Consider the following 20,274-nt stretch of genomic DNA (forward strand, 5'->3'; position numbering starts at 1 on the left):
TTAGAGTGATAAATTGAGGCCAAAATTGAAAACCTTAGTGGTAGGAATAGTGGCAATGGAAGAGGCATAGGCATTTCCCGACAAGCTGTTTTCAGGATCTATGCCATAAAAATTTGTCCAGGTAATTAAGTTCTGACCGCTAACAAATACGGTAAGGCCATTCAGGCGAATTCTATTGACCCATTTTTTAGGCAAACTGTAACTGAACTGCACATTTCGCAATTTGATGTAAGAAGCATCTTGCAATGTGAAGTCGTTTAGGCTTTCGTTAGGATTTGCATTGAGTCCCGGACGAATTACCGGCCAGCTTGCATTGGTATTACCTGGTGTCCATCTATTTAACATTGGTGCATAATACTGGTTGAGGCCGCTGCTTTGAAACACCACGTTTGAACTCACATTTGTTACCGCATTAAAAAGTGCCGATAATTGAAATCCCTTATACCCAAATTGCATGTTAAGGCTTGCATTATATTCCGGGATATTAGGATGCCCAATGGCGATTACATCCTGGTTATTAATGATTCCGTCGCCGTTAACATCCTGATATTTAAAATCGCCGGGTATAGAAGGATAAGCTGTAATTTTGTTCAGCGGACTGCTATCGATATCTTTTTGATCTGCATAAAAGCCGAGCACATGGTATCCAAAATAGGTACCGATCGGCTTGCCTGTTACCCGCAGGTTTTCGGCAAGACCAGGTGCTTCATCCAGTACCCTGCGCTCGTTTCTGGCATAACTCAGGTTGCCCGTAAAGGAATAGGTAAAATCTTTAATCCTATCACGGTAAGTTGCGGAGATTTCATATCCATGGTTGTAATTAACGCCATAATTGGTACTTGGCACGGTGGCGCCGTAAGTTGCAAAACTGGTTGCCGAACGGGTAGTTAAAATATCCGAACGCTCATCATCAAAAAGATCTGCAGTGATATTTAGCTTATCCTTGAATAAAGAAAGATCAAGTCCGATATTTCGCTTTAAAGACACCTCAAAAGTGATAAATGGATTACCGTATTGTAATTGGGTATAGGTTGGCGCACTAAAGTTGCTGTTCGGGTTGCCAAACACTACGTTTGATCCGGCGCCGAACCGGTTCTGGTAATAGAACCGACTTGTACCGGGACTGGGAATCCCTACCCTTCCAATCGAGCCACGGAATTTAAACATGCTGATCCAGGTAAATTTTTTCATCCATTCCTCGTTGGCCAGATTATAACCCAAAGTTGCTGCCGGAAAAAATCCGTAGCGATAACCTTTGGCATAGTTTTCCGAACCATTATAAGTGGCACTGGCAGTTATAAAGTATTTATTTCCATAGTTATAAGTAGCCTCTGAAATGATGCCCTGGTTGGCATAAGGAGCAGCAGCGGCAGCCGAGCCCTGAAGTTCGCGCTGACCGATTAAATTGGCACTCAAATTATGCTTGCCAAATGATCTGCCATAGGTTAAAAACAACTGGAGATTCGTTTTGGTAAAACCACTCCTTGAATAGGCAGGTGCCCCAAAAAAATCATTATAGGTACCACCAACAGGTGTTAGTGCCAGGCTGGCCCTGTTGAGTTCAAGGTATCCTGTGCTTCCTCTTTGCAGTTTTCCTGATAATTGGGTGGCATCGTAACCGAACTGTGCTTTTAAGCTTAGCCCTTTAGTTATAAAATCAAGTTTTTGGCTTACCGTAAAAATTGATTCTGCAATATTATTATCGGTAAAAGCATAGCCTCCATACGTTAATAAAGCGTAGGGATTGACGGAATTTATTCCACCAAGTCCATAATTTACGATGTGGTTATAGTTTCCATCCAACGCAATCACTTTAGGATCATCAGCGTTAAGGTATTCTTTAAAAAACGGCGCTGCCCATGAAGGCATTTTCAACGCCCGGCCCACAAGTCCTTCAATCCCATTACTTACAACCCCTGCAGGATCATTATATTCGCTCATACCTGCCGGACTGTAACGGTGTTCGTTCCTACCCGCAAGGTTCACTTGAAAGTTGGTGGTTCTGGTCAGGTCTATGCCTACCCTGGCCCTGAAATTGTAACGGCCGTAGCTCGGGGAAGTAGAATAATCTAAAGGTGTTTTAAATTCCTTAAAATTTCCTTCCTCGCGCATATGGCTAAATGAGGTAAAGTATTTTACCTTTTCACTACCGCCAGATATGGTTAAGTTCTGTTGGTTCTGCATCCAATGATCTTTAACCAGTTCATCGTACCACATCACATCCGGATAAAGTAATGGATTCCCGTTGCCGGCCTTAAAAATGGCTAAATCCTCATCGGTAAAGGCTCGGGGTTCGCCCACGTTGCGCTGCCCCTCGCTTAACAGCATAGCACTTTCATAAGCGCCCAAAATTTCAGGACGGGAGGTTGCACTGATGATGCCCAGATTACCGGAAAATGTCACTTTTGCTGGCCCCTCCACTCCTTTCTTGGTAGTAACCACAAATACACCGTTTGCACCTTTCAAACCATATAAGGCAGTAGATGAGGCATCTTTCAGCACATTTATACTTTCAATTTCGTTAGGATCAATATCACCGAAAGATGTACGCTCCACACCATCCACAATAATAAGCGCTGTGGCCGAGGGAGAAACCTGTCCTCGGATATACAAAGCGGCTCCGTTAATCCCCGGACGTCCGGAAGTTTGCTGTACCACCAGGCCAGGTACACGACCGGCCAAAGCATTGTTCACATTGGTTACGGGCGCCTTTAATAAATCCTGACCAGAAACGGTACTGATGGCAGCAGTAACAGCTGATCTTCTTTGTGTAGAATAACCGTTTACCACGACTTCACTAAGCGAGCTGCTTGCGGAGATCAGTGTGATGTTGATTACACCTGTAGCCCCTATCGTTACCTCTTTGCTTTCAAAACCAATGGTCGAAAAAACAAGCACCTGGCCAGGGTTAACATTGATTTTATATTTTCCATCCAGATCGGTCTGGACGCCGGTAGTGGTACCTTTTATTCTGATGGTTGCCCCGGGAATAGGTTGATTTTTATCATCTTTAACGGTTCCGGTTATTTCCTGAAACCGCATTGCGGGGCGTTTGGCAACAAAGCCACTGGCCATTTTTATGGGCATGGCTGGCAATGCCTGGGCCTTACACCAAAATGCAGCAACCAAAATAAGCCAGCCTTTGGACCTTAGGTTTATATTTTTTATCATCTATCTGGAATATGGTTAGAATTATATTTTTTAGAAATTTCCGCTTTTTGCGCATAACAGATCTCCAGGGCAGCGCGCAGGCGTCCTCATCAATTCCCCTAAAAGGGTGCAGTTTTTATCTGTTGAATTAAAAACGGAGATTGCAAAGCATTAAAAAAGTCTATTGATTCAAGCTTTACGCTAAACCTGATGCCGGGAAATATCAATGATGTTGAAAGGCATTTTTAATGTTATCGCCCGTAATTCAGGTTTTGTGTTTTCCTCATTTAGAATAAGGGGGACAGTTAAGAAATAGGTTGTCATCATATTTTGGTTTATTATTTGGTTAACACAAATCTATATGCTTATCTATTTCAGAGGGTTCACTTTTGTACGGAAATGGTTTGTTTTTGTACGGATGGCTGATATTTTCAGTTTGTTTCCAGAAAGTTTGCGTTTTATAAGCCAATGGCTGCCATTGAAAGATTCTAATAAAGTCCGGTCGTCATTCAATAGCGATCTGATCGAGTTGGGAATGATGATCTTTCGAGTGATATACCTAGTAGTCTGAACTCGTAATTACTTAATTAAAATACCCTTTATAAACACCCCATCCCTGACCAATTCGTCATGCTGAACTTGTTTTACTAGTGGAAAATAATTTTTCAATCGCTTTATAGCCACTTCGTGGTTAGCATCTTTTCAGCAGGAAAGGAGACTATGTAAAAATAACAGATTCAGAGCTGGCAAAAGAATTAAATTTGGCAATGTCGTCATGCTCAGCTTGACTGGGCATCTTAATGCTTTGATAGGGACTTATTTAGTTGTCGGTCTCTCGTATTAAGATTCCCGTTTTCACGGGAATGACGACCTTTCAAAATATTATTCTGCCTAAATCTCCAAAATCATTTCTGAGATAGCCTCGACTGCCACTCTGCAATTATTTTATCAATTCGTTTTTAATATAATACGGTCTGCCACTTTACGAAGATATTGCACAAACTCTTCAGATACATTTCCAGGCTTAAATCTGATATTTTTAATTGAATCATTAAACAAAATACCATACCAGATTAATCCGCCCAGGTATTTACCGGCATCATTGGCATGGTTCGGATCAAATACGACCTCGTTTTTATTCCAGTAGTAACCGATATTGATCGAATGGGTCTGATCTGGCAGATTTGGGGCTGTGGGATGTTCATAATTAAATGAAAGATCAGGTTTAAAACCATATTTCCTGTCTTCGGCTACAATTTGGAAAGCATCACCCACTGGTAAAATCCGGGCATTGATCCGCTTAGCCAGGAGATGATAAGCCGCACGGGATTTCTGCCACATTTCCTGCTGGCTCATCGCAGTTTTGCCTTCTGCTATACGCCCAAACTTCTTTGCATCGGTACGGTATGCCCAGGTTTGATGGATGACCACACGCGCCTGGGGTTGCAATGCTTTAACATAGTCGACTAATTTGTTGGCATATGGATAGTAGCTTGAAGAATCTGCTGAAAGGTAAGAATACTGTTGAATGGTAACCATGTCCCATTTCCCTTGCCCCAACAACATTTTTAATGATTTTCCCCCGTAAGGTTTTCCCTTGGGATCATCAGCATTTGCTTCTGCTTTTTCTACATAACCCCAATGCTGCTCAAGAGAATGCCCACCAAGTTCAGCGCGACCGATGATGAGCGTTTTCCCTCTTTCTTTTGCCAGTTGCGGCAAAAAGGCTGATGCGTTTTGAGAAAAACTGTTCCCTATAATAAATAAACGTAACGTATCTTGCCGGCTTTGAGCAAAAACATTTGCGGCCAGGCAAACCAGCAAAAGGGAATACATGCTCAACTTAATTAAAGTCGAGAACTGTAGTTTCATATTAATCTTCATAATCGTCTATTTTAGTTTCTTAAGGTATTCATACAATTGTGTTCCTGCCAGCAAAAATGCACCAACGCCATATACCTCGGTACTATTGGCATTTACGGCATCCGGACTTGCACCGATGGGCTGAACATAACCCAGCATACCATCTTCATGCATGGCAGAAACCATGGCTTTCCATGATTTTTCTACCACGGGAAGGTATTGTTGCTTTTCTAAAATACCGTGATTTAAACCCCAGGCCATGGAATAGCAAAAAAAGCCGGTTCCGCTCATCTCCTTAACCGAAAAACTTGCAGGATCTAATAGCGAAGCATGCCAGCTGCCATCAGATTGCTGTAATCCAGCCACCCTGGTTACCATATCCTGATAAAGCGAAATCAGTTTCTTTCTATCAGGGTGATTTTTCGGCATATTCTCCAACACCCTTACCAGGCCGGCCAACACCCATCCATTGCCTCTTGACCAGAATATTTTTTGTCCGTTTTTCTCTCTTTTATTAAAGAAACTCTCATCTCTAAAAAACAGTTTCTCTGATGGGTCATATAAAAATTCGGTTGTCTTCCACCACAATTTAACAGCTGTATTCAGGTACTTATCATCTCGGGTAGCCGTGCTCAGATAAGCCAGGGATGGAGGCCCCATAAAAAGTGCATCGCACCAGGCCCACTCTCTTTTTTGGATATTGTTTTTCCAGTTCAAAGGTTCGTTATGGGCTTGACTGATGATACTATCTGCCTGCAGCATAAAAGGAGCAATCATCTTTTTCTTTTTGAACTTACTGTAGAGTTGGGCATAAGTTTGTCCTACACAATAGTCATCTGCATAAAAGCGCAAATGTCCGGTATTCCAACCCAACTCATCTCCAATATCGACCAGCGTTTGCAGATACCGTTCGTTGCCCCGCAAGTTGCCAAAAGCAAAAATACCGGTATAGCAGGCACCGTTCGTCCAATCAGCCTTCCGATGATTAAACCCTTTGTTCTTCCAGGTATTTAATTGCCAGTCTGCAACCCGCTGCATCGTTTTAAAAATGTTTGCGGTTTCCAGAGTAGAGTCCCTTTTTAAAGATGTTTCACCTGAAAAAGCGCTAAGTCCGCCAAAATAGCTAAATACTAAAATCAGAAGCAGTCGTTTTAAATTCATATCTTTCATTTCTTAATTGATTATTTTTGATAAACCCTGATATAATCTACTTCAAACCTGGCCGGGAAGGTAGTTTTGGAAGGATCTCCACCCTGTTTACCGCCTATTGCCAAATCGAGCAGCATATAATGCGGTTGTTTAAAAGGATTAATATTGGTACCATCCTGGTTGACCAGTTGGCTTAAGGGCACTTGATTTAAAAGCTGGTTATCCACATAAAGTGCGATGCTGTTTTCATCCCAATCCATTCGCCAGATGTGAAATTGATCTGCCCATGCCTGACCGCCAAGGGAATCGATATTTTTCTCGGTGCTAAACCAGGCATCTTTTCGATCTGCACCCATGAAGGCGATATTGGCGAGCAGTTTTTTCCGGTAATATTCCATGATATCGATTTCACCTGTTGCCGGCCAGGATCCTTTTGTTCCCAATGTCCACCAGGCTGGCCAAATGCCATCTCGGATATCTATTTTACCGCGCATCACAAACCTGCCGTAAAGCCAGCTGTGCAATCCTTGTGTTTTGATGCTGGCTGAAGTATAATCAGCTTCTCTCCTATTTTTTTTCCAGTCGCTGCTTCCTTCCTTAAAATTAGGGTTTGTTTTTTTCTCTCTTTTGGCCTCCAGAATTAGTTTTCCGTTTTCACACCTCGCATTATCTTTTTGGTACCATTGATATTCTTCATTGCGTTCAAATCCGAGTTCGTAAGTCCAGTTAGCCGGATCGGGTGCACCGTTCTTATTAAATTCTTCGGCCCATACCAGTTTGTAACCGCCTGATTGGAGCGCTGGCGGCTTAGGTTTTTTTGTTTGTTGGGCCACTCCGGATAAGCTGATACATAAAGCACAAGCCGGCAATAATAAATTGACTAGATATTTTTTCATGGGTAATAATTTATTGGTATCCGTTTAATCGTAAAGGCATAAGGGTTGGAAATGTCCAGGCATAATCATGTGTGGGATACATGATGGGACGATATGGTGCGAGATATTCATCAAATTGCGGTGAAGGGTAAATGCCATTCATCGCCTCCAGTAAGTTGGCCGGCCAGAAACCTGTTGCGGTATGAACAGAACCCGTATCCGGATTTTTGAAAAATTTCCACTCTTCAGGATGCTGATTGTAGTAAAATAAATAATCAAGCGCCTTTTTGAATGATGCCCCATCCCGCGATGCATTAAAGAGGTTTTCGCCTGTTTGATTATAAATGATCCAACTGGATGCGGTAAGCGGTGCCAAAGAGAAATAGGTATACCAAATACCCTTTCCCTGGCGCTTTACTTCCTCCACCAGATGTCCATCTGCTGCAATCTTATCAAAAAGGTCCTTTTTAATCAAGGCAATGTTTTGCTGCATATCTTCCCGGTCTTCCAGATAGGTATCGGCCAGGATAGAGGCCAAACGAGACCAATCGCCTGAGTTATTGTTCCGGTATCTGATGCTGTTCGCTGCAGCACGAAACACATTTTTTGTCCACCATTTAAATTGTGTTACATCCCTGGACTTCCATCTTTTATAATCCTTGAGCAGGTCTGCACTGATCAACAAAGCGGTACCAGAATACGACATCACCAGTGAGCCGTCCAGTTGCGAATATTTTTTATTGACCGATGACCAGGCATTCAGGAAATAAATGGCTTTGTCTGCATATTTTTTTTTACCACTCAGCTGATAAGCCAAAGCACAACTGTACGCCGAAAAACCATCCACCTGGAGCGCCCGTGAAGTTCGGCGGTGGGTTTCCTTATCAACGTAAAAACCTGGAATACTGAAATCTTCTACCGCATGTTGCGTGACCAGCAAAGCCGAATCTGCTTTAACCAGCAATGCCTTATAGGCTGATAAATAAGGTTCTTTTTTGGCTTTGAGCTGTTTTTTAACAAAATCAATCTGCTGTTGCGGATGCATCCCCTTTAGCCGATGTTGCGCAAAAACTTGCTGCCCCGGCAGTATGCTTAAGAGCGTGGTTATAGATAAAATAAGGAGAAAAAATTTCAGGTGCTTCATAGGTTTTATTTGGTTAATGAGTGTGCTTTAACGGTGCAATTGTCTACATGCTTGGCAATAATTTCTTAAACGGCATTATTCTCTGAACTATAGCGCTTTTTATATTCAGACGGACTGGTTTCAAATTGTTTTTTAAAGCATACACTAAAATATTTGGCGTTATTAAATCCGGTTTGGTAAGCAACTTCTGCTACAGTTAAATCTGCATGTTCCAATAAGTAGGCACTTCTTTTCAGGCGGATGTTCAGAATAAATTCTTTGATAGACATGCCCACAATGTCATTGATCTTTTGATACAGGATCGTCCTTCCGGTATTCATGTCCGACACAAAATCGTCTACCGAGTAATTGGGATTGGCCATATGCTGCTCAATAAACTTCATGGCCTTAATCAGCAATTCCTCATCCATAGAAGTAATGGTTACATTAGCGGGATCTACGACCAGCCGCTTGCTGTACATTTCCCTCATTTCCTGCTGGTTTTTCAAAATGGTATCTATCTGCTGAATCAGGTATTCCACTTCAAAAGGTTTATCAATAAAAACGGTTGCGCCATGTTCCAGCGCCTTGGTTTTATTCTGATTTACATCGCCCATGCCCGAAATCATGATGATGGGAATGTGGCTGGTTTTAAAGTTCTGCCGCAGGTGGTTGCATACCTCAAACCCATTGGTATTGGGCATCATCAGGTCGGTAATCATCAGTTGCGGGTATATTTTTTCAGCTTTGATAATGCCCTCCTGACCATCGCTGGCCAAATAGACATTGTACTTTTCAGACAAGCGGCGTTCCAGATAGTTACGCAGGTTAGGATCATCGTCAATCAACAAAATGCTGGTCGATTTCCTGGCATGCTTGGGAGATAGATCGGGTTCTACGGCTTCTAAAAGGATTTCATCAATTTCGGAGATGGTATAATCGTATACGTTCGACTGCATATCGCCTGATCCTGCTTCTTTTTTAAGCGGGAGCATCATGGTAAAAGAAACTTTATTGGTTTTATTTACCATCCAGATTTTGCCTTCAATGGCATCTACCAGTTCCTTTACAATGGCAAGGCCAAGACCTGAACTTTCTTCAAAAGTAGGGCGATAAGACGATAAGCGGTTAAAGGATGTAAATAGTGTGGCAATCTGCTCTTCTGAAAAACCTATACTGGTATTTAACACTTCAACAGAAATGTATTCCCTTTCAAGGTGATCCGGCTCCATAGCTAACCTCGACTGTTCCTCGGCTGTAGATTGATAAATCCTGACGCCTACATAACCTTTGTTAGAGGTATACTTTAAGGCATTCGAGAAAAGATTAGTTAGTATTTTTTCAATAATATCGTAATCGAAAGCCACAAATAATTGATCTGCATGAGCATTAAAACTGGTTTCTATTTCCTTTTTGTTCGCGTAGAGTTCAAAAAGTCCAAAAACATCATGCACAAAACCGATAAAATCGCCAACCTGTGGATTTAGGGTTATTTTCTGACTTTCTATTTCCCTAAAGCGAAGCAATTGACTAATTGAACGCTGTATGCGCGCCACATTTTTCTCAATTAATTGCATATAGCCCGCCGCATGGTCATTTTTCTGAACGGTTTCTTTTAACTGCTTCAGTGGTTCGAGCACCAGGGTAAGCGGGGTTTTAAGATCGTGTGAAATATTGGTGAAAAAATCAGTTCTCGCCTGGTTCAAATCCCGCATATTCTGTTCTTTGAGCGCCTCTAATGCCAACCGTTCTTTAAAAACCTTTTTATTGGTATAATACCGCATGATGAAAAACAAGAGACCAAGTACAATTAAAGTGTAAATGGCGTAGGCCCACCAGGATAGGAAAAACGGGGGATTGACATGAAAATAAAGCCTTGAAATTTCGTTGCCCCAAAGCCCGTCGTTGTTGGAGGCTTTGATCTCAAAAATATAATCTCCCCCCGGTAAATTAAAAAACTGAACAGCGTGTTGATTAGGATTCATCTTCAGCCATTTATCGCTTAAGCCAACCATGCGGTAAGAAAATTGATTTTGATCTGCCGATAAGTAGCTGTTTGATGAAAAACGGATTTCTATATTCGACTGCTTATTGGAAAGTGTAAACTTACCCTCATCGTGATTGCTTAAGGTAGAAATATCTTTGGTTAAAGGTGAATCTTCCGTTGTATTGCTTACCAGTTGGTTGTTAATTAATAAGCTGGTGAAAAACACCTTCGGTTTCTGGATGTTTTTGTTGAGGTATTGCGGATCAAAAAGTACAAACCCATTTGTGCCCCCAAATAATAGCTCTCCTTTTTTAGTTCTATAGGCCGACCTTAAATAGAACGAACCGCAACTATTTGCTTTATAAAATCTGGCTTTTTCAAACTTCTGCGTTTTCTGATCGAAAAAATACAGTCCATCGTTTGTGCTAAACCAAATATTTCCTGAGATATCGTCTTCCAAAATACCAAAAACGATTTTAGGAGGAAAACCATTGGTGCTATTGAAATTAAGATAGCGACCGTCTTTCTTTAAAAGATTAATACCTCTCCCCGAAGTACCCAGCCAGAGGTCGCCATTTGATGCTTCATAGTAGCAACCCAGGTGATTCACCGCGTAAGGACCATCTTTGATGACATAGTGACGCAACACTTTAAGCGTTTGGGGATCCGCAATATAAAGCCCCTGATGAGTAACCAGACGAAGATGCTGCTGCTGATCAAGTGAAATGGCCTCAATCTCTACATCCAGTGCCTGTCCGTTTGCAGCGATCAATTTAACGATCTCCGTTTCTGTTGCCTCGTTTTTCTTGCGGTGGAAGAAATTTTTATCCGGATCGGTCATCCACCAGGTTCCCCCGGCATCCCGTACAAAATCATACACCGTTAAAGGCTGTTTGCTTCCGGGAAAAAGGATGTTAAGGTTACTAAAACGCTTTGTAGCCATTTCATAAGCAGAAATACCGCCGTTGAAAGAAGAAATAAAGAGGTTTTTTCGGTCAGGATCAAATTTTAAGCGCTTAACCATATTAGAATTGATGGAATTGGCTTCGGCCTTGGTAAAATGGCGGAAGCTGTCATCTTTCCGGTTCCAATAGTTAAGCCCACCGCCCTCTGTAGCAATCCAGATATTGCCCATATCATCTTCCTGAAAACCGCTTACTATCGGGTGGTTAAGTCCGCCAGGGCTGGTTGTAAAATAGCGGACATAAGCATCATAAGGTGAACAATAAGCGATTTTACCACCATAAGTACCAATCCAGGCGCCTTGGTCAGGGTCGCCATAAATGGTCCATATCGAATTATTGGGCAATGAAAAAGCATCGTTCGGGTTCATTTTGAGCAGCTTGCTGATCTGCGTCTGTGGATCATAAAGCAACAGTCCAGACTGTGTGGCTATCCACATGATGCCCGTTTGATCAATAAAGATTTTTTTGGACATCGTAGTTTGGAAGCCCGGGCCGGTAATCGGTATATTTTTTTTAATTACACCTTTGGTATCGGTCACGAAAATGCCACCCCGCTGGGTTAGGAAATAATAATCGCCCTGATAGGCCACAGCATCGTTCACCACAAAGGATGTTTGACCCAGATTGGTAAAAACTGAAAAGTGCGCCGTTCTGGTATCGAACCTGTAAAGTAAATTTTCCTGAGAGAGATAAATATTTCCTTTCAGGCTAATTACACTATCAAAATAACTGTTGCTAGGAAGTTTAATTTTCTTAAAATCCTTTTTCCCCCGACCAGATATATATAAGCTGTCGCCAGAGAGCATGTATAGATTGCCATCGTTATGGAGGCAGATGGAGCGGATTTTTCCAGGGAGAACCAGTTCAAAATTAAATTGCCCATAGTTAAACTTCAATAAACCATGATTAGTGCCCAAAAATAATCCACCTTTTTTATCTGTCACCAAAGAACCGTAAGCCCATTTTACTTTGGGGTCGCTCTTCGAGGCCAATTCATTTAACTGATAAAAACTGTTCCCGTCATACATAAAAACAGCGTCGGGACCAGTATACCACATGCGTCCTAAGCTATCTTTGGTGATGCTCTGAATACCACTGTAATACGATGTTTCGGGCATGACATGGAACCGATACCTGGAAATATCAATTGCCGCCGCACTTTTTAGCAAAAAAGCACAACAAAAGAACAGCAAATAAGCGATTTTCCGGATATCCATAAAGTTAAAATGCATAATCAGGTATTCTATCGGACTTTCTAATGATTATTTAATTTTTTCATCTTTCCATTATTCCATTTCCATCTGATTGATATCGATAGCAACTGGGATGCAGCTAAAATAAGTGTTATAATCGCCATGGTTAAGTGTGGATATCATAAATTGTAATTCATTTCGGATTTGTTACGTTGAGTTTAGCTTGTCGCTATCAATGACAGATTTAAAGAATCGCCGTCATCCGATAGCTATCGGATCTCGCGCATGCGGGAATCTTAAGGCGGTTGCATTAAGATTCCCATCCGATAGCTATCGGATCAAGTTGGGGATGACGATCTCCCGGGGATGTATTCCTTAAAATTGATCCGTCATTCCTATTGATTTTTATACCGTAAATTATCCCTCAAGATGCCCATTCTATATTTTATGATATCCCATCCTACAATCTTCTCTTCAAACGACTAAGCGCCTCCAGATAATAATAATCTGCATAGGTTAAGGGCACATTTACTTCAGATTTAAAGGGAAATGCTCCCGTGCTGTGCATCAGGATAAAATTTCCGTTTTCGCCCAACTTTGCCGTATATTCATCAGAAGCGAGTGTCCGGATTTGCTTTTCTACCACTTCCATATATTTCTTTTTCGTATCGGCATTTACAAAATCGCTCAATTCGGTCAGTGCAGATGCCGTAATACAGGCCGCTGAGGCATCTCTTGGCGTACCGGCCCGCACCGGAGCATCGTAGTCCCAATAAGGAATGAAATTTTTTGGCATTTTAGGATGATTGATCAGAAAGTTTGCGATATGCATGGCCTGATCCAGGTAGCGTTTTTCCCTGGTTTCCCGATAGAGATAAGTATAACCATAAAGGCCCCAGGCCTGTCCACGGCTCCATGCAGAACTATCGGCATAACCCTGATGTGTTTGCTTTTTATGTGGAAGACCAGTCTGTCGGTTATATGAAACCACATGGTAAGAGCTGAAATCGGACCTAAAATGGTGTTCCATGGTTTTATCTGCGTGTGAAAGTGCGATTTTCTTTAGCTGTGCATTCCCTGATTGCTTGCTGGCCCACAACAACAATTCGAGATTCATGATATTATCGATAATGACTGGATATTGCCAAGCGGTTTTGTTATGGTCCCACGACCTGATGAGGCCAACCTTTGGATCATAGCGGGTAGCCAGCGACTGCGCTCCTCTAAGCAAAACAGCCTTATAAGATGTATCGCCGGTTAATCGAAAACCATTGCCAAAACTGCAATACAGCATAAAACCTACATCGTGGTTATCGGTGGTAAATTTTTCGCGTTCTACCCTGGCCGTATACAATTTGGCGAATGCTAACAGTGCTGGATTTTTGCTATGCTCATAAACATACCATAGAGACCCAGGAAAAAATCCGCTGCACCACCAACGTGAATCAGAGATGGTGTTTTTGCCCGCTTCGAACGACCTTGGTAATACACCTACCTGATGCTCGTATTTTCTGGCCATTAACAGGCTTTGCTGTTCAGCAAAAGACAGGGCTTGATCGACAATGGTTTTCAAGTTTTGCGCATTTGCAAGGTTGCTCCATAATAACCCTGATAACAACAGCACTAAAAAATATCTCCTCATAAATTTCATTTGATGTTTCTGTAATAATCTGCAATAACATACCAGGCTTTTTTACGAAATCCCTGATCAGAAACCAGTCCTTTTCTGTTCCAGCCATCCTGATAAGTGGGGTGAAAGCGAAATGGCGACCGAAAATCGAATAATACCCAGGGTGATATTCCATTGAGATTTGGAATATTTTTAAACATTTCCAGGTTATCCTTATAAAGTTGGGCCTGGTAGTCTTCGCTCCATGAACTTGCTATATCAGCGTCACCGGTTTTCCCATACAATGCCTCAGCACCAAATTCTGAAATAATCAGAGGTTTGTTGCTGGCCACGTCCCAAATGGCCTTTTTTGGTGTAACTGGCCAGGGATGATACCAACCCATATATTTATTAACAGCCACCACATCAATTTCATTTATAAAAGGGTCGTCCATCACAAAGCGTTGTTTATCCGGATTAAACCGGACCAGATCGAATGCAGCCGTAATTAAACGGGTGCTATCAATATCTTTCGTACATTTGATCAGGTATTTTAGAAATTCATTCCGGGCAGCAGATGGCTGGGTTTCATTGGCCATGCCCCAGAAAGATATGGCGCATCGGTTTTTATCCCGCATCACCATCTCGCTGATCATTTTTCCGGCTTTCTTTTTGGTTTCCTGATTTTCAAAATTAATCCCTTGCCATATTGGGGTTTCCTCCCACAACAAAAAACCCATTTTTTCGGCTGCACGTACCGTATATTCATTTTGCGGATAATGTGCCAAACGAATCATATTACAGCCTAAAGCTTTCGCTTCAGATAAAAGCATCATGGCATCTGCCTCAGAGAAAGCTCTACCTTTACGCTGTGGAATTTCCTCATGAAAACTAATGGATTTGAGAAAAACCGGCTTGTCATTCAGGTAAATCTGTGTTCCTTTTACCGCCAGGTTTCTAAAACCGATCCGCTCTTCTACCCTATCTTGGCTGGTAGATATCACCACCTGATAAAGTTTAGGCGCATCAGGCGACCAGCGCTGTATTTTTTTTACACCAGTGATTGATACGCTAGCAGTCCCGTCTTGATCGGTAACCAGCTTTTGTTTGATATTCAGTTCAGGAATCTCAACGGTTAGCGCTACATTTTTCTGGTTATCGACAACTTTAACCTTCGCATTAATTTGATCAGCACGATGTTTGTCCAGCTGAACAAAATAATCCTGAATAAATATCTTTGGGGTTGATACCAGCATCACATCACGGGTGATGCCTCCATAATTCCACCAATCGAATGATTTCGCGGGAATAGCATCAGCTGTCCGGGTATTGTTTACCTCCAGGGCTAAAAAGTTGTCTGATGGTTTCACCAGATCTGTTATTTCCACCTGAAAAGGCGTGAAACCACCTTCATGTTCGGCAATTTCCTTTCCATTCAGATAAACCTTACAACGATAACTTACCGCAGCAAAGTAAATAAACAGGCGTTCGTGATCTGCTTTGGGCGCATCAAAATGCCTGGCGTACCAAACCGTACCTTCATAATATTTGAGTTCTGGCAGTTGACTGTTCCAGTCTGAAGGCACATTTAATTCTAAGCCACCATCAAAGGCATATTCATAGAAATCTGTCTTTCCGGCTGGTTTTTTATTAAGGTAAATTTTGTTTTTCCGTCCCTGATCGTACTGGTCTATAATCGCTTCCCATTTCCCGTTAAGGGATTGTGTTGTTCTGCCGTATACATTAACCAGGGTCTCCTGGGCAGAAAGCTTAGAAAAAAAGCAACACAATAGTAGGAGTAGATTAAAAATGGTTCTGGTTGGTTTCATAAAATTACGGTGTTTATTTTTCAAAAATCTTCATCGCGAAACCACCGCCCTGAGCCATGCTAATGGATAATTTTCGATCGGTAGGGATCTCCATCCGCTGCTTTTTGTAGTCTGTAGCGATTTTATTGGCGTTAATCCCATCCTGATAAATTTCTGCGACATAATCTCCGCTACCAAGAAAACTGAGGTCAAGATCAAGTTTGCGCGCTTCCCAATTGGTTAAAGCACCCAGGTACCAGTTATTGCCCTTTTGGCGGGCAGTAGTAATGTATTGCCCGATCTCCCCATTAAGTACGATGGTACGATCCCAAACCGTAGGGATAGCACTAATGAAATCGGTACATTCCTGCTCCTTCGCATAATTGTCCGGGCTATCACAAAGCATATTTAAGGGCGATTCAAAAACCACATATTCTGCCAGTTGCCTGCAGCGTGTTCCCTGACTCATGGGTTCATCATTTATTCCCCTATGGCTACTTTTAGTTGCATTACGCATGGCACCCTGCGTGTAATCTACCGGGCCAGCGATCATCCTGATAAAAGGCATAGTCACATCGTAGGTAACCATATCCATCTCTGGTCCGGTCCATTTCATCTGCTCCAGACCATTTACGGCTTCATAATTAATTACATTCGGAAAAGTCCGGTTCAGCCCGGTAGGTTTATAAGTACCGTGAAAATCGACCATCAACTTATATTTGGCGGCTGTTTCTGCGGCCCGGTAATGAAAATCAACCATTTCCTGATCATCGCGGTCCATAAAATCGATCTTAAAACCTTTTATCCCCAACTGCGCATAATGTTTGCAAACCTGTTCCAGATCGCGGGCAAAGGCATAGTACCCTGCCCATAAAATAAGGTCTACATTTTTAGATTTGCCATAAGTAACCAGTTCTTTCAGATTAATTTCAGGTACAACCTCAAACAAGCTTGCCTTAAGATTTACGGCCCAGCCTTCATCCAGAATCACATATTCAATTTTATTTTTGGCGGCAAAATCTATATAAGCCTTATAAGTTTCGGTATTAACACCCGAAACAAAGTCTACCTTACTCAAGCCCCAGTTATTCCACCACTCCCAGGCCACTTTTCCGGGTTTTATCCACGAAATATCCTTTAAACGGCTGGGTTCGGCCAACTTGTAAACCATATCATTATCCGCCAGGGCTTTATCGCTGGTGCTTACAATGGCAATGCGCCAGGGAAATTTGGTTTGTGCCCTACTTTTAGCAAGGTAAGGCTGGCGTGAGGTGACGATTTGTTGCAGTTGGTTATGTCCGCCCTGCCCGGTAGATTTTGGATAAGCAGCAAAGTTGGCTTCCAGAACATTTCCTCCGGCAGGATTAAAAAGAAACATACCCGGATAACTTTGCAAATCAGCTTCGGCCAAACATACTTTCTTTCCCTCATCCAATTCTACAACCAAAGGAGAAAATGCAAGCTTACGCTTATCCATTGTGCTCAAATGGCTGTAGGTATAAGTATTTTCAAACGAATTGAAATATTGGCCCTCAATGGTTTTCTCTTTGGTTTTTACATAAGGAATGTAGGCTTTGTAATCTTTTGGAAAATGAAAAGCGGCCAATTCCTCATTCACGAGAAAATCCTGCTTAGCCATAGATACAAACCGGTAAGCCATTCCTTCATTGTAAAGTCGGAAAATCAGTTTGTAATCTTCCTTAAATTCCAGCGTCAATTCTGCATATTCATCATTGATACGGTCTCTTTTATAAAAATAGGCAGGGATTTCCTGTTTAACGGTAATGGTTTTGCTTTGTTTCAAGTGAGATTTGATACCGAAGGTTTTCCCATTTCCTAGTTTCATGGCTATGGCGCCAGAATTCAGTACGTGTTCACCATCATGCGCCAACTGAAAACGGATACTATCCGCAATGCTTACATCCACCTGCAACCTCCCGTCGGGAGAATTAAGACTAACCCTCTTTTGGGCGATTGCGGGGATGCTAAGGAACGTTAAAAGGAAAAGGTTTAATATGTTTTTCATTGGTTATTTTAAAATGGTATAGCTGTACATCACAAAATCATTTATCGCAGGCAAGGCTACTTTCAAGGCTCCTTTTCTACCAGCGGTTTGAATCATCGCCTTCCCTCGTCCAAGTAGCGGTTTTAATTGTATTTTAACCTTTTCGGGTAACCAGGTCTCCAGTATGCCCGTTTCATCAGGCGTGTTTTCCCTGAACACGATAAAATAGCCCCTATCTTTTTGAATCGATTGAAAACCAGTCCATGATTTGCCTGAAGGTTCGTCACCAATCGGTAAAATGGTTCCCTGATGAAAATCGTGCTGCACCTTTTTATACTTCGCAATCGATTCTCCTAATTGCAACGCTTCTTTGGGCAGGCCCGTACCTTCAAACCAGGCGAGCGGCTGGGCGGCCATGGTAATGGCGAATAGATATTCGAAAGTATAGCTGGAAGGAGCGAAAGGATCCTGGCCATACTTGTCGGCATTTCTCCATTTATTTAAAAATTCGATCTGCAACTTCTCTGGTGCTACATATTTAGAAAGTTGCCATAAATTGCGGAGTGTCCAGTAAGGATAGTAATTTTGCCAGTCGGTATAACGGTTCTCCAGAAAAATATTGCCGTATTCGGTAAAAAGATGATAACCGCCCCTCCGACCCGCAGTGGCATCGAGATTGAAAACAGCCTGGTTTTCTGTTTCGCTCAACACCATATTAAACATTTTGGTTAGATTAATTTCCGATTGTTTGTTGGGAATAGAGAGCCCATCAATTTTAAATGTCCTGATTCCGTACATCCGGTACAGTCCGACCATCGCCGAAGCGTCTTTTTCCCAGTCTGCATAGTCTTGCTGAATACTGGGGTTAAACCATAAGCAAATCTCTATACCCAGCGTTTTACCTCTTTTTACGACTGGACTAAGTCCATTCGGATATTTTGCCATATCAGGTTTCCAATAATTGGGGTTGTCCCAAATGTTTTTAAAAGATCCTTTGGCTAAGGCAGAATTTGGACTTTTCCCTTGCTGCCATCCGTCATCGATCTGAAAATGGGTGATACCCAGTTTGGCTGCAGCTTCCAGTTCTAACAGGCTAAATTTTTCATTAACTTTAGCATCCTGGCTCCTATCGCCCCAGGTATTCATCATCACCATTTCGTCTCGCTGTGGTTCATTTCTACGGATGGTTTTCTGATAGCCACGTAACGCTTGTAACTGGTTAAACTCCTTTCCGCTATAAACGCCCAATACCACTGTATAAGCTTTGCGCCACTCATCTACTCGGATATCCCTGGCAATTAGCCCCAATCCGTTTACCGCAAAATGCCCAAACTCAGTCGTAAAATCCTGACCGCCATAGGCCAGCTGTACACTGGAAGCTGGCGCTTCTTTTAAGAAGAAAAAACCAGCCTCTTTTTCCTGGTTGTGTGCAAAAAGCAAGTTGCCCCGGTAACCTTTTTTTCTATAGGGAATAAACTTATTTTCCAGTACCAGGTTGTTGTTCCAGTCGGTTACGTCAAGAAATTCGACCGCTTTAACCTGCCAATGGAAACCGTCCAGCTTTAACTGATCTAAAACGGTGGCAGAACTATTGACCTTCATATCATCGGCAAATTCAATGTTTTTCTGATCGGCGGCATTGGCCGGTTGCCCGCCTGCTATACCCGATAGTTGTCCTTTCAAATAGGTTTCGCAGGCGATTGAAGCACTTAGCGCATTAATCCGGTAAATTCGTTTGATATCAAGACTACCAATAGAAAAAGAAATAATGGTTTCCTGTGAAGAGATGTGAATGGCATTGTCTTTTCTCACGGATACTTCGTAATGCCCATTTTGAGTTGCATTGCCAACTTGAATGTAAAAATCAGGACTCTTAAGCCTGTTCAGCCAAACTTTCCTGCCTTTTTTGTCGCTTAAGCTATACGTAATCACATTTCCCTTGTTCCAGATAAACTTACGCTCTATAAATTGATTGCCTATCGTCAGGGTATCTTGATCCAGGCGGCTGTAACATCCATCCTGTGCAGAGCACGACATACCGGCCGCCAAAAGTAAAAGCAGCAGTAAAAAGGTATAAACTTTCCCTGTTAAATAGCTTTTCCTCTTTGCAAATATTGGTATCGTTATCACCTGCGGGGGAAGATGAACGAAACTTTGCGGAAGGCACCGCCTGTTGATCTCATAATTTGTAACTGTCATATTTGGAGATTCCAAAACTAGCTACTTACGCCTAAGGATGGGTTCAGTTTTGTACGGAAATGGTTCATTTTTGTACAATTAAGCATCATTTACCTCTTTTTAACGCAGGCGTTGACAGCAAGCATCTAGATTCGCGATGATGAGTGGGCGAATAATTATCGAAATCAGATCGCTAATTCGCAGTGTTTTGATCCTTTGCTGTTCTCTAATGTAAGGTGCATAATAAGTTGGCTAAAGCGATTTAGGCCTAAATACCAAAATCTATTTGGATTTATTCTAAATAAATATACCTTTGCAAAAAAAATGCCACAGCGGATCTGAACTCCGTGTGGCATTACCGGATTTAAG

Annotated in this window: 10 protein-coding genes; all 10 read right to left on the minus strand. The window is 42.1% G+C overall.

The genetic code is table 11. The annotated features are described in order from the left end of the window. On the minus strand, positions 1-3,171 hold the full coding sequence (locus tag BLR60_RS14245) for a SusC/RagA family TonB-linked outer membrane protein (RefSeq protein ID WP_090500960.1): 3,171 nt from the start codon (positions 3,169-3,171) through the stop codon (positions 1-3). Between the two features lie 927 nt (positions 3,172-4,098). Continuing rightward, positions 4,099-5,034 (minus strand): DUF4886 domain-containing protein, encoded by a 936-nt coding sequence (locus BLR60_RS14250; protein ID WP_244155664.1) that lies wholly within the window; start codon positions 5,032-5,034, stop codon positions 4,099-4,101. A 6-nt stretch (positions 5,035-5,040) separates the two neighbouring features. Further along, positions 5,041-6,174 carry a glycoside hydrolase family 88/105 protein gene (locus BLR60_RS14255; RefSeq protein ID WP_244155665.1) on the minus strand — a complete coding sequence of 378 codons (1,134 nt, stop codon included), beginning with the start codon at positions 6,172-6,174 and terminating at the stop codon, positions 5,041-5,043. Positions 6,175-6,194: 20 nt separating this feature from the next. Further along, entirely contained in the window at positions 6,195-7,058 is an 864-nt protein-coding gene (locus tag BLR60_RS14260) for a glycoside hydrolase family 16 protein (protein WP_090500964.1), read from the minus strand. Between the two features lie 10 nt (positions 7,059-7,068). Continuing rightward, the gene (locus tag BLR60_RS14265) at positions 7,069-8,181 is read right to left on the minus strand and encodes an alginate lyase family protein (protein WP_208600639.1); all 1,113 of its coding nucleotides are present in this window, start codon (positions 8,179-8,181) and stop codon (positions 7,069-7,071) included. Between the two features lie 65 nt (positions 8,182-8,246). Further along, positions 8,247-12,329 (minus strand): hybrid sensor histidine kinase/response regulator transcription factor, encoded by a 4,083-nt coding sequence (locus tag BLR60_RS14270; protein WP_208600640.1) that lies wholly within the window; start codon positions 12,327-12,329, stop codon positions 8,247-8,249. Positions 12,330-12,765: 436 nt separating this feature from the next. Next, a complete protein-coding gene (locus tag BLR60_RS14275; protein ID WP_244155666.1) occupies positions 12,766-13,947 on the minus strand; it encodes a glycoside hydrolase family 88 protein in 1,182 nt (393 codons plus the stop codon). A 5-nt stretch (positions 13,948-13,952) separates the two neighbouring features. Then, on the minus strand, positions 13,953-15,743 hold the full coding sequence (locus BLR60_RS14280) for a glycoside hydrolase family 2 protein (protein ID WP_090500969.1): 1,791 nt from the start codon (positions 15,741-15,743) through the stop codon (positions 13,953-13,955). Positions 15,744-15,756: 13 nt separating this feature from the next. Then, positions 15,757-17,748: a glycoside hydrolase family 97 protein gene (locus BLR60_RS14285; RefSeq protein WP_090500971.1), complete on the minus strand. Its 1,992-nt coding sequence runs from the start codon at positions 17,746-17,748 to the stop codon at positions 15,757-15,759. Between the two features lie 3 nt (positions 17,749-17,751). Continuing rightward, positions 17,752-19,926: an alpha-galactosidase gene (locus BLR60_RS14290; protein WP_244155667.1), complete on the minus strand. Its 2,175-nt coding sequence runs from the start codon at positions 19,924-19,926 to the stop codon at positions 17,752-17,754. Between the last annotated feature and the right edge of the window lie 348 nt (positions 19,927-20,274).

This window comes from Pedobacter terrae, from assembly GCF_900100705.1.
In the GTDB taxonomy this organism is placed as follows: domain Bacteria; phylum Bacteroidota; class Bacteroidia; order Sphingobacteriales; family Sphingobacteriaceae; genus Pedobacter; species Pedobacter terrae.

Coding starts and splice junctions, on each gene's coding strand:
- BLR60_RS14245 (WP_090500960.1), bottom strand. CDS start 3,171: ATGATAAAAAATATAAACCTAAGGTCCAAAGGCTGGCTTATTTTGGTT.
- BLR60_RS14250 (WP_244155664.1), bottom strand. CDS start 5,034: ATGAAGATTAATATGAAACTACAGTTCTCGACTTTAATTAAGTTGAGC.
- BLR60_RS14255 (WP_244155665.1), bottom strand. CDS start 6,174: ATGAATTTAAAACGACTGCTTCTGATTTTAGTATTTAGCTATTTTGGC.
- BLR60_RS14260 (WP_090500964.1), bottom strand. CDS start 7,058: ATGAAAAAATATCTAGTCAATTTATTATTGCCGGCTTGTGCTTTATGT.
- BLR60_RS14265 (WP_208600639.1), bottom strand. CDS start 8,181: ATGAAGCACCTGAAATTTTTTCTCCTTATTTTATCTATAACCACGCTC.
- BLR60_RS14270 (WP_208600640.1), bottom strand. CDS start 12,329: ATGGATATCCGGAAAATCGCTTATTTGCTGTTCTTTTGTTGTGCTTTT.
- BLR60_RS14275 (WP_244155666.1), bottom strand. CDS start 13,947: ATGAGGAGATATTTTTTAGTGCTGTTGTTATCAGGGTTATTATGGAGC.
- BLR60_RS14280 (WP_090500969.1), bottom strand. CDS start 15,743: ATGAAACCAACCAGAACCATTTTTAATCTACTCCTACTATTGTGTTGC.
- BLR60_RS14285 (WP_090500971.1), bottom strand. CDS start 17,748: ATGAAAAACATATTAAACCTTTTCCTTTTAACGTTCCTTAGCATCCCC.
- BLR60_RS14290 (WP_244155667.1), bottom strand. CDS start 19,926: ATGACAGTTACAAATTATGAGATCAACAGGCGGTGCCTTCCGCAAAGT.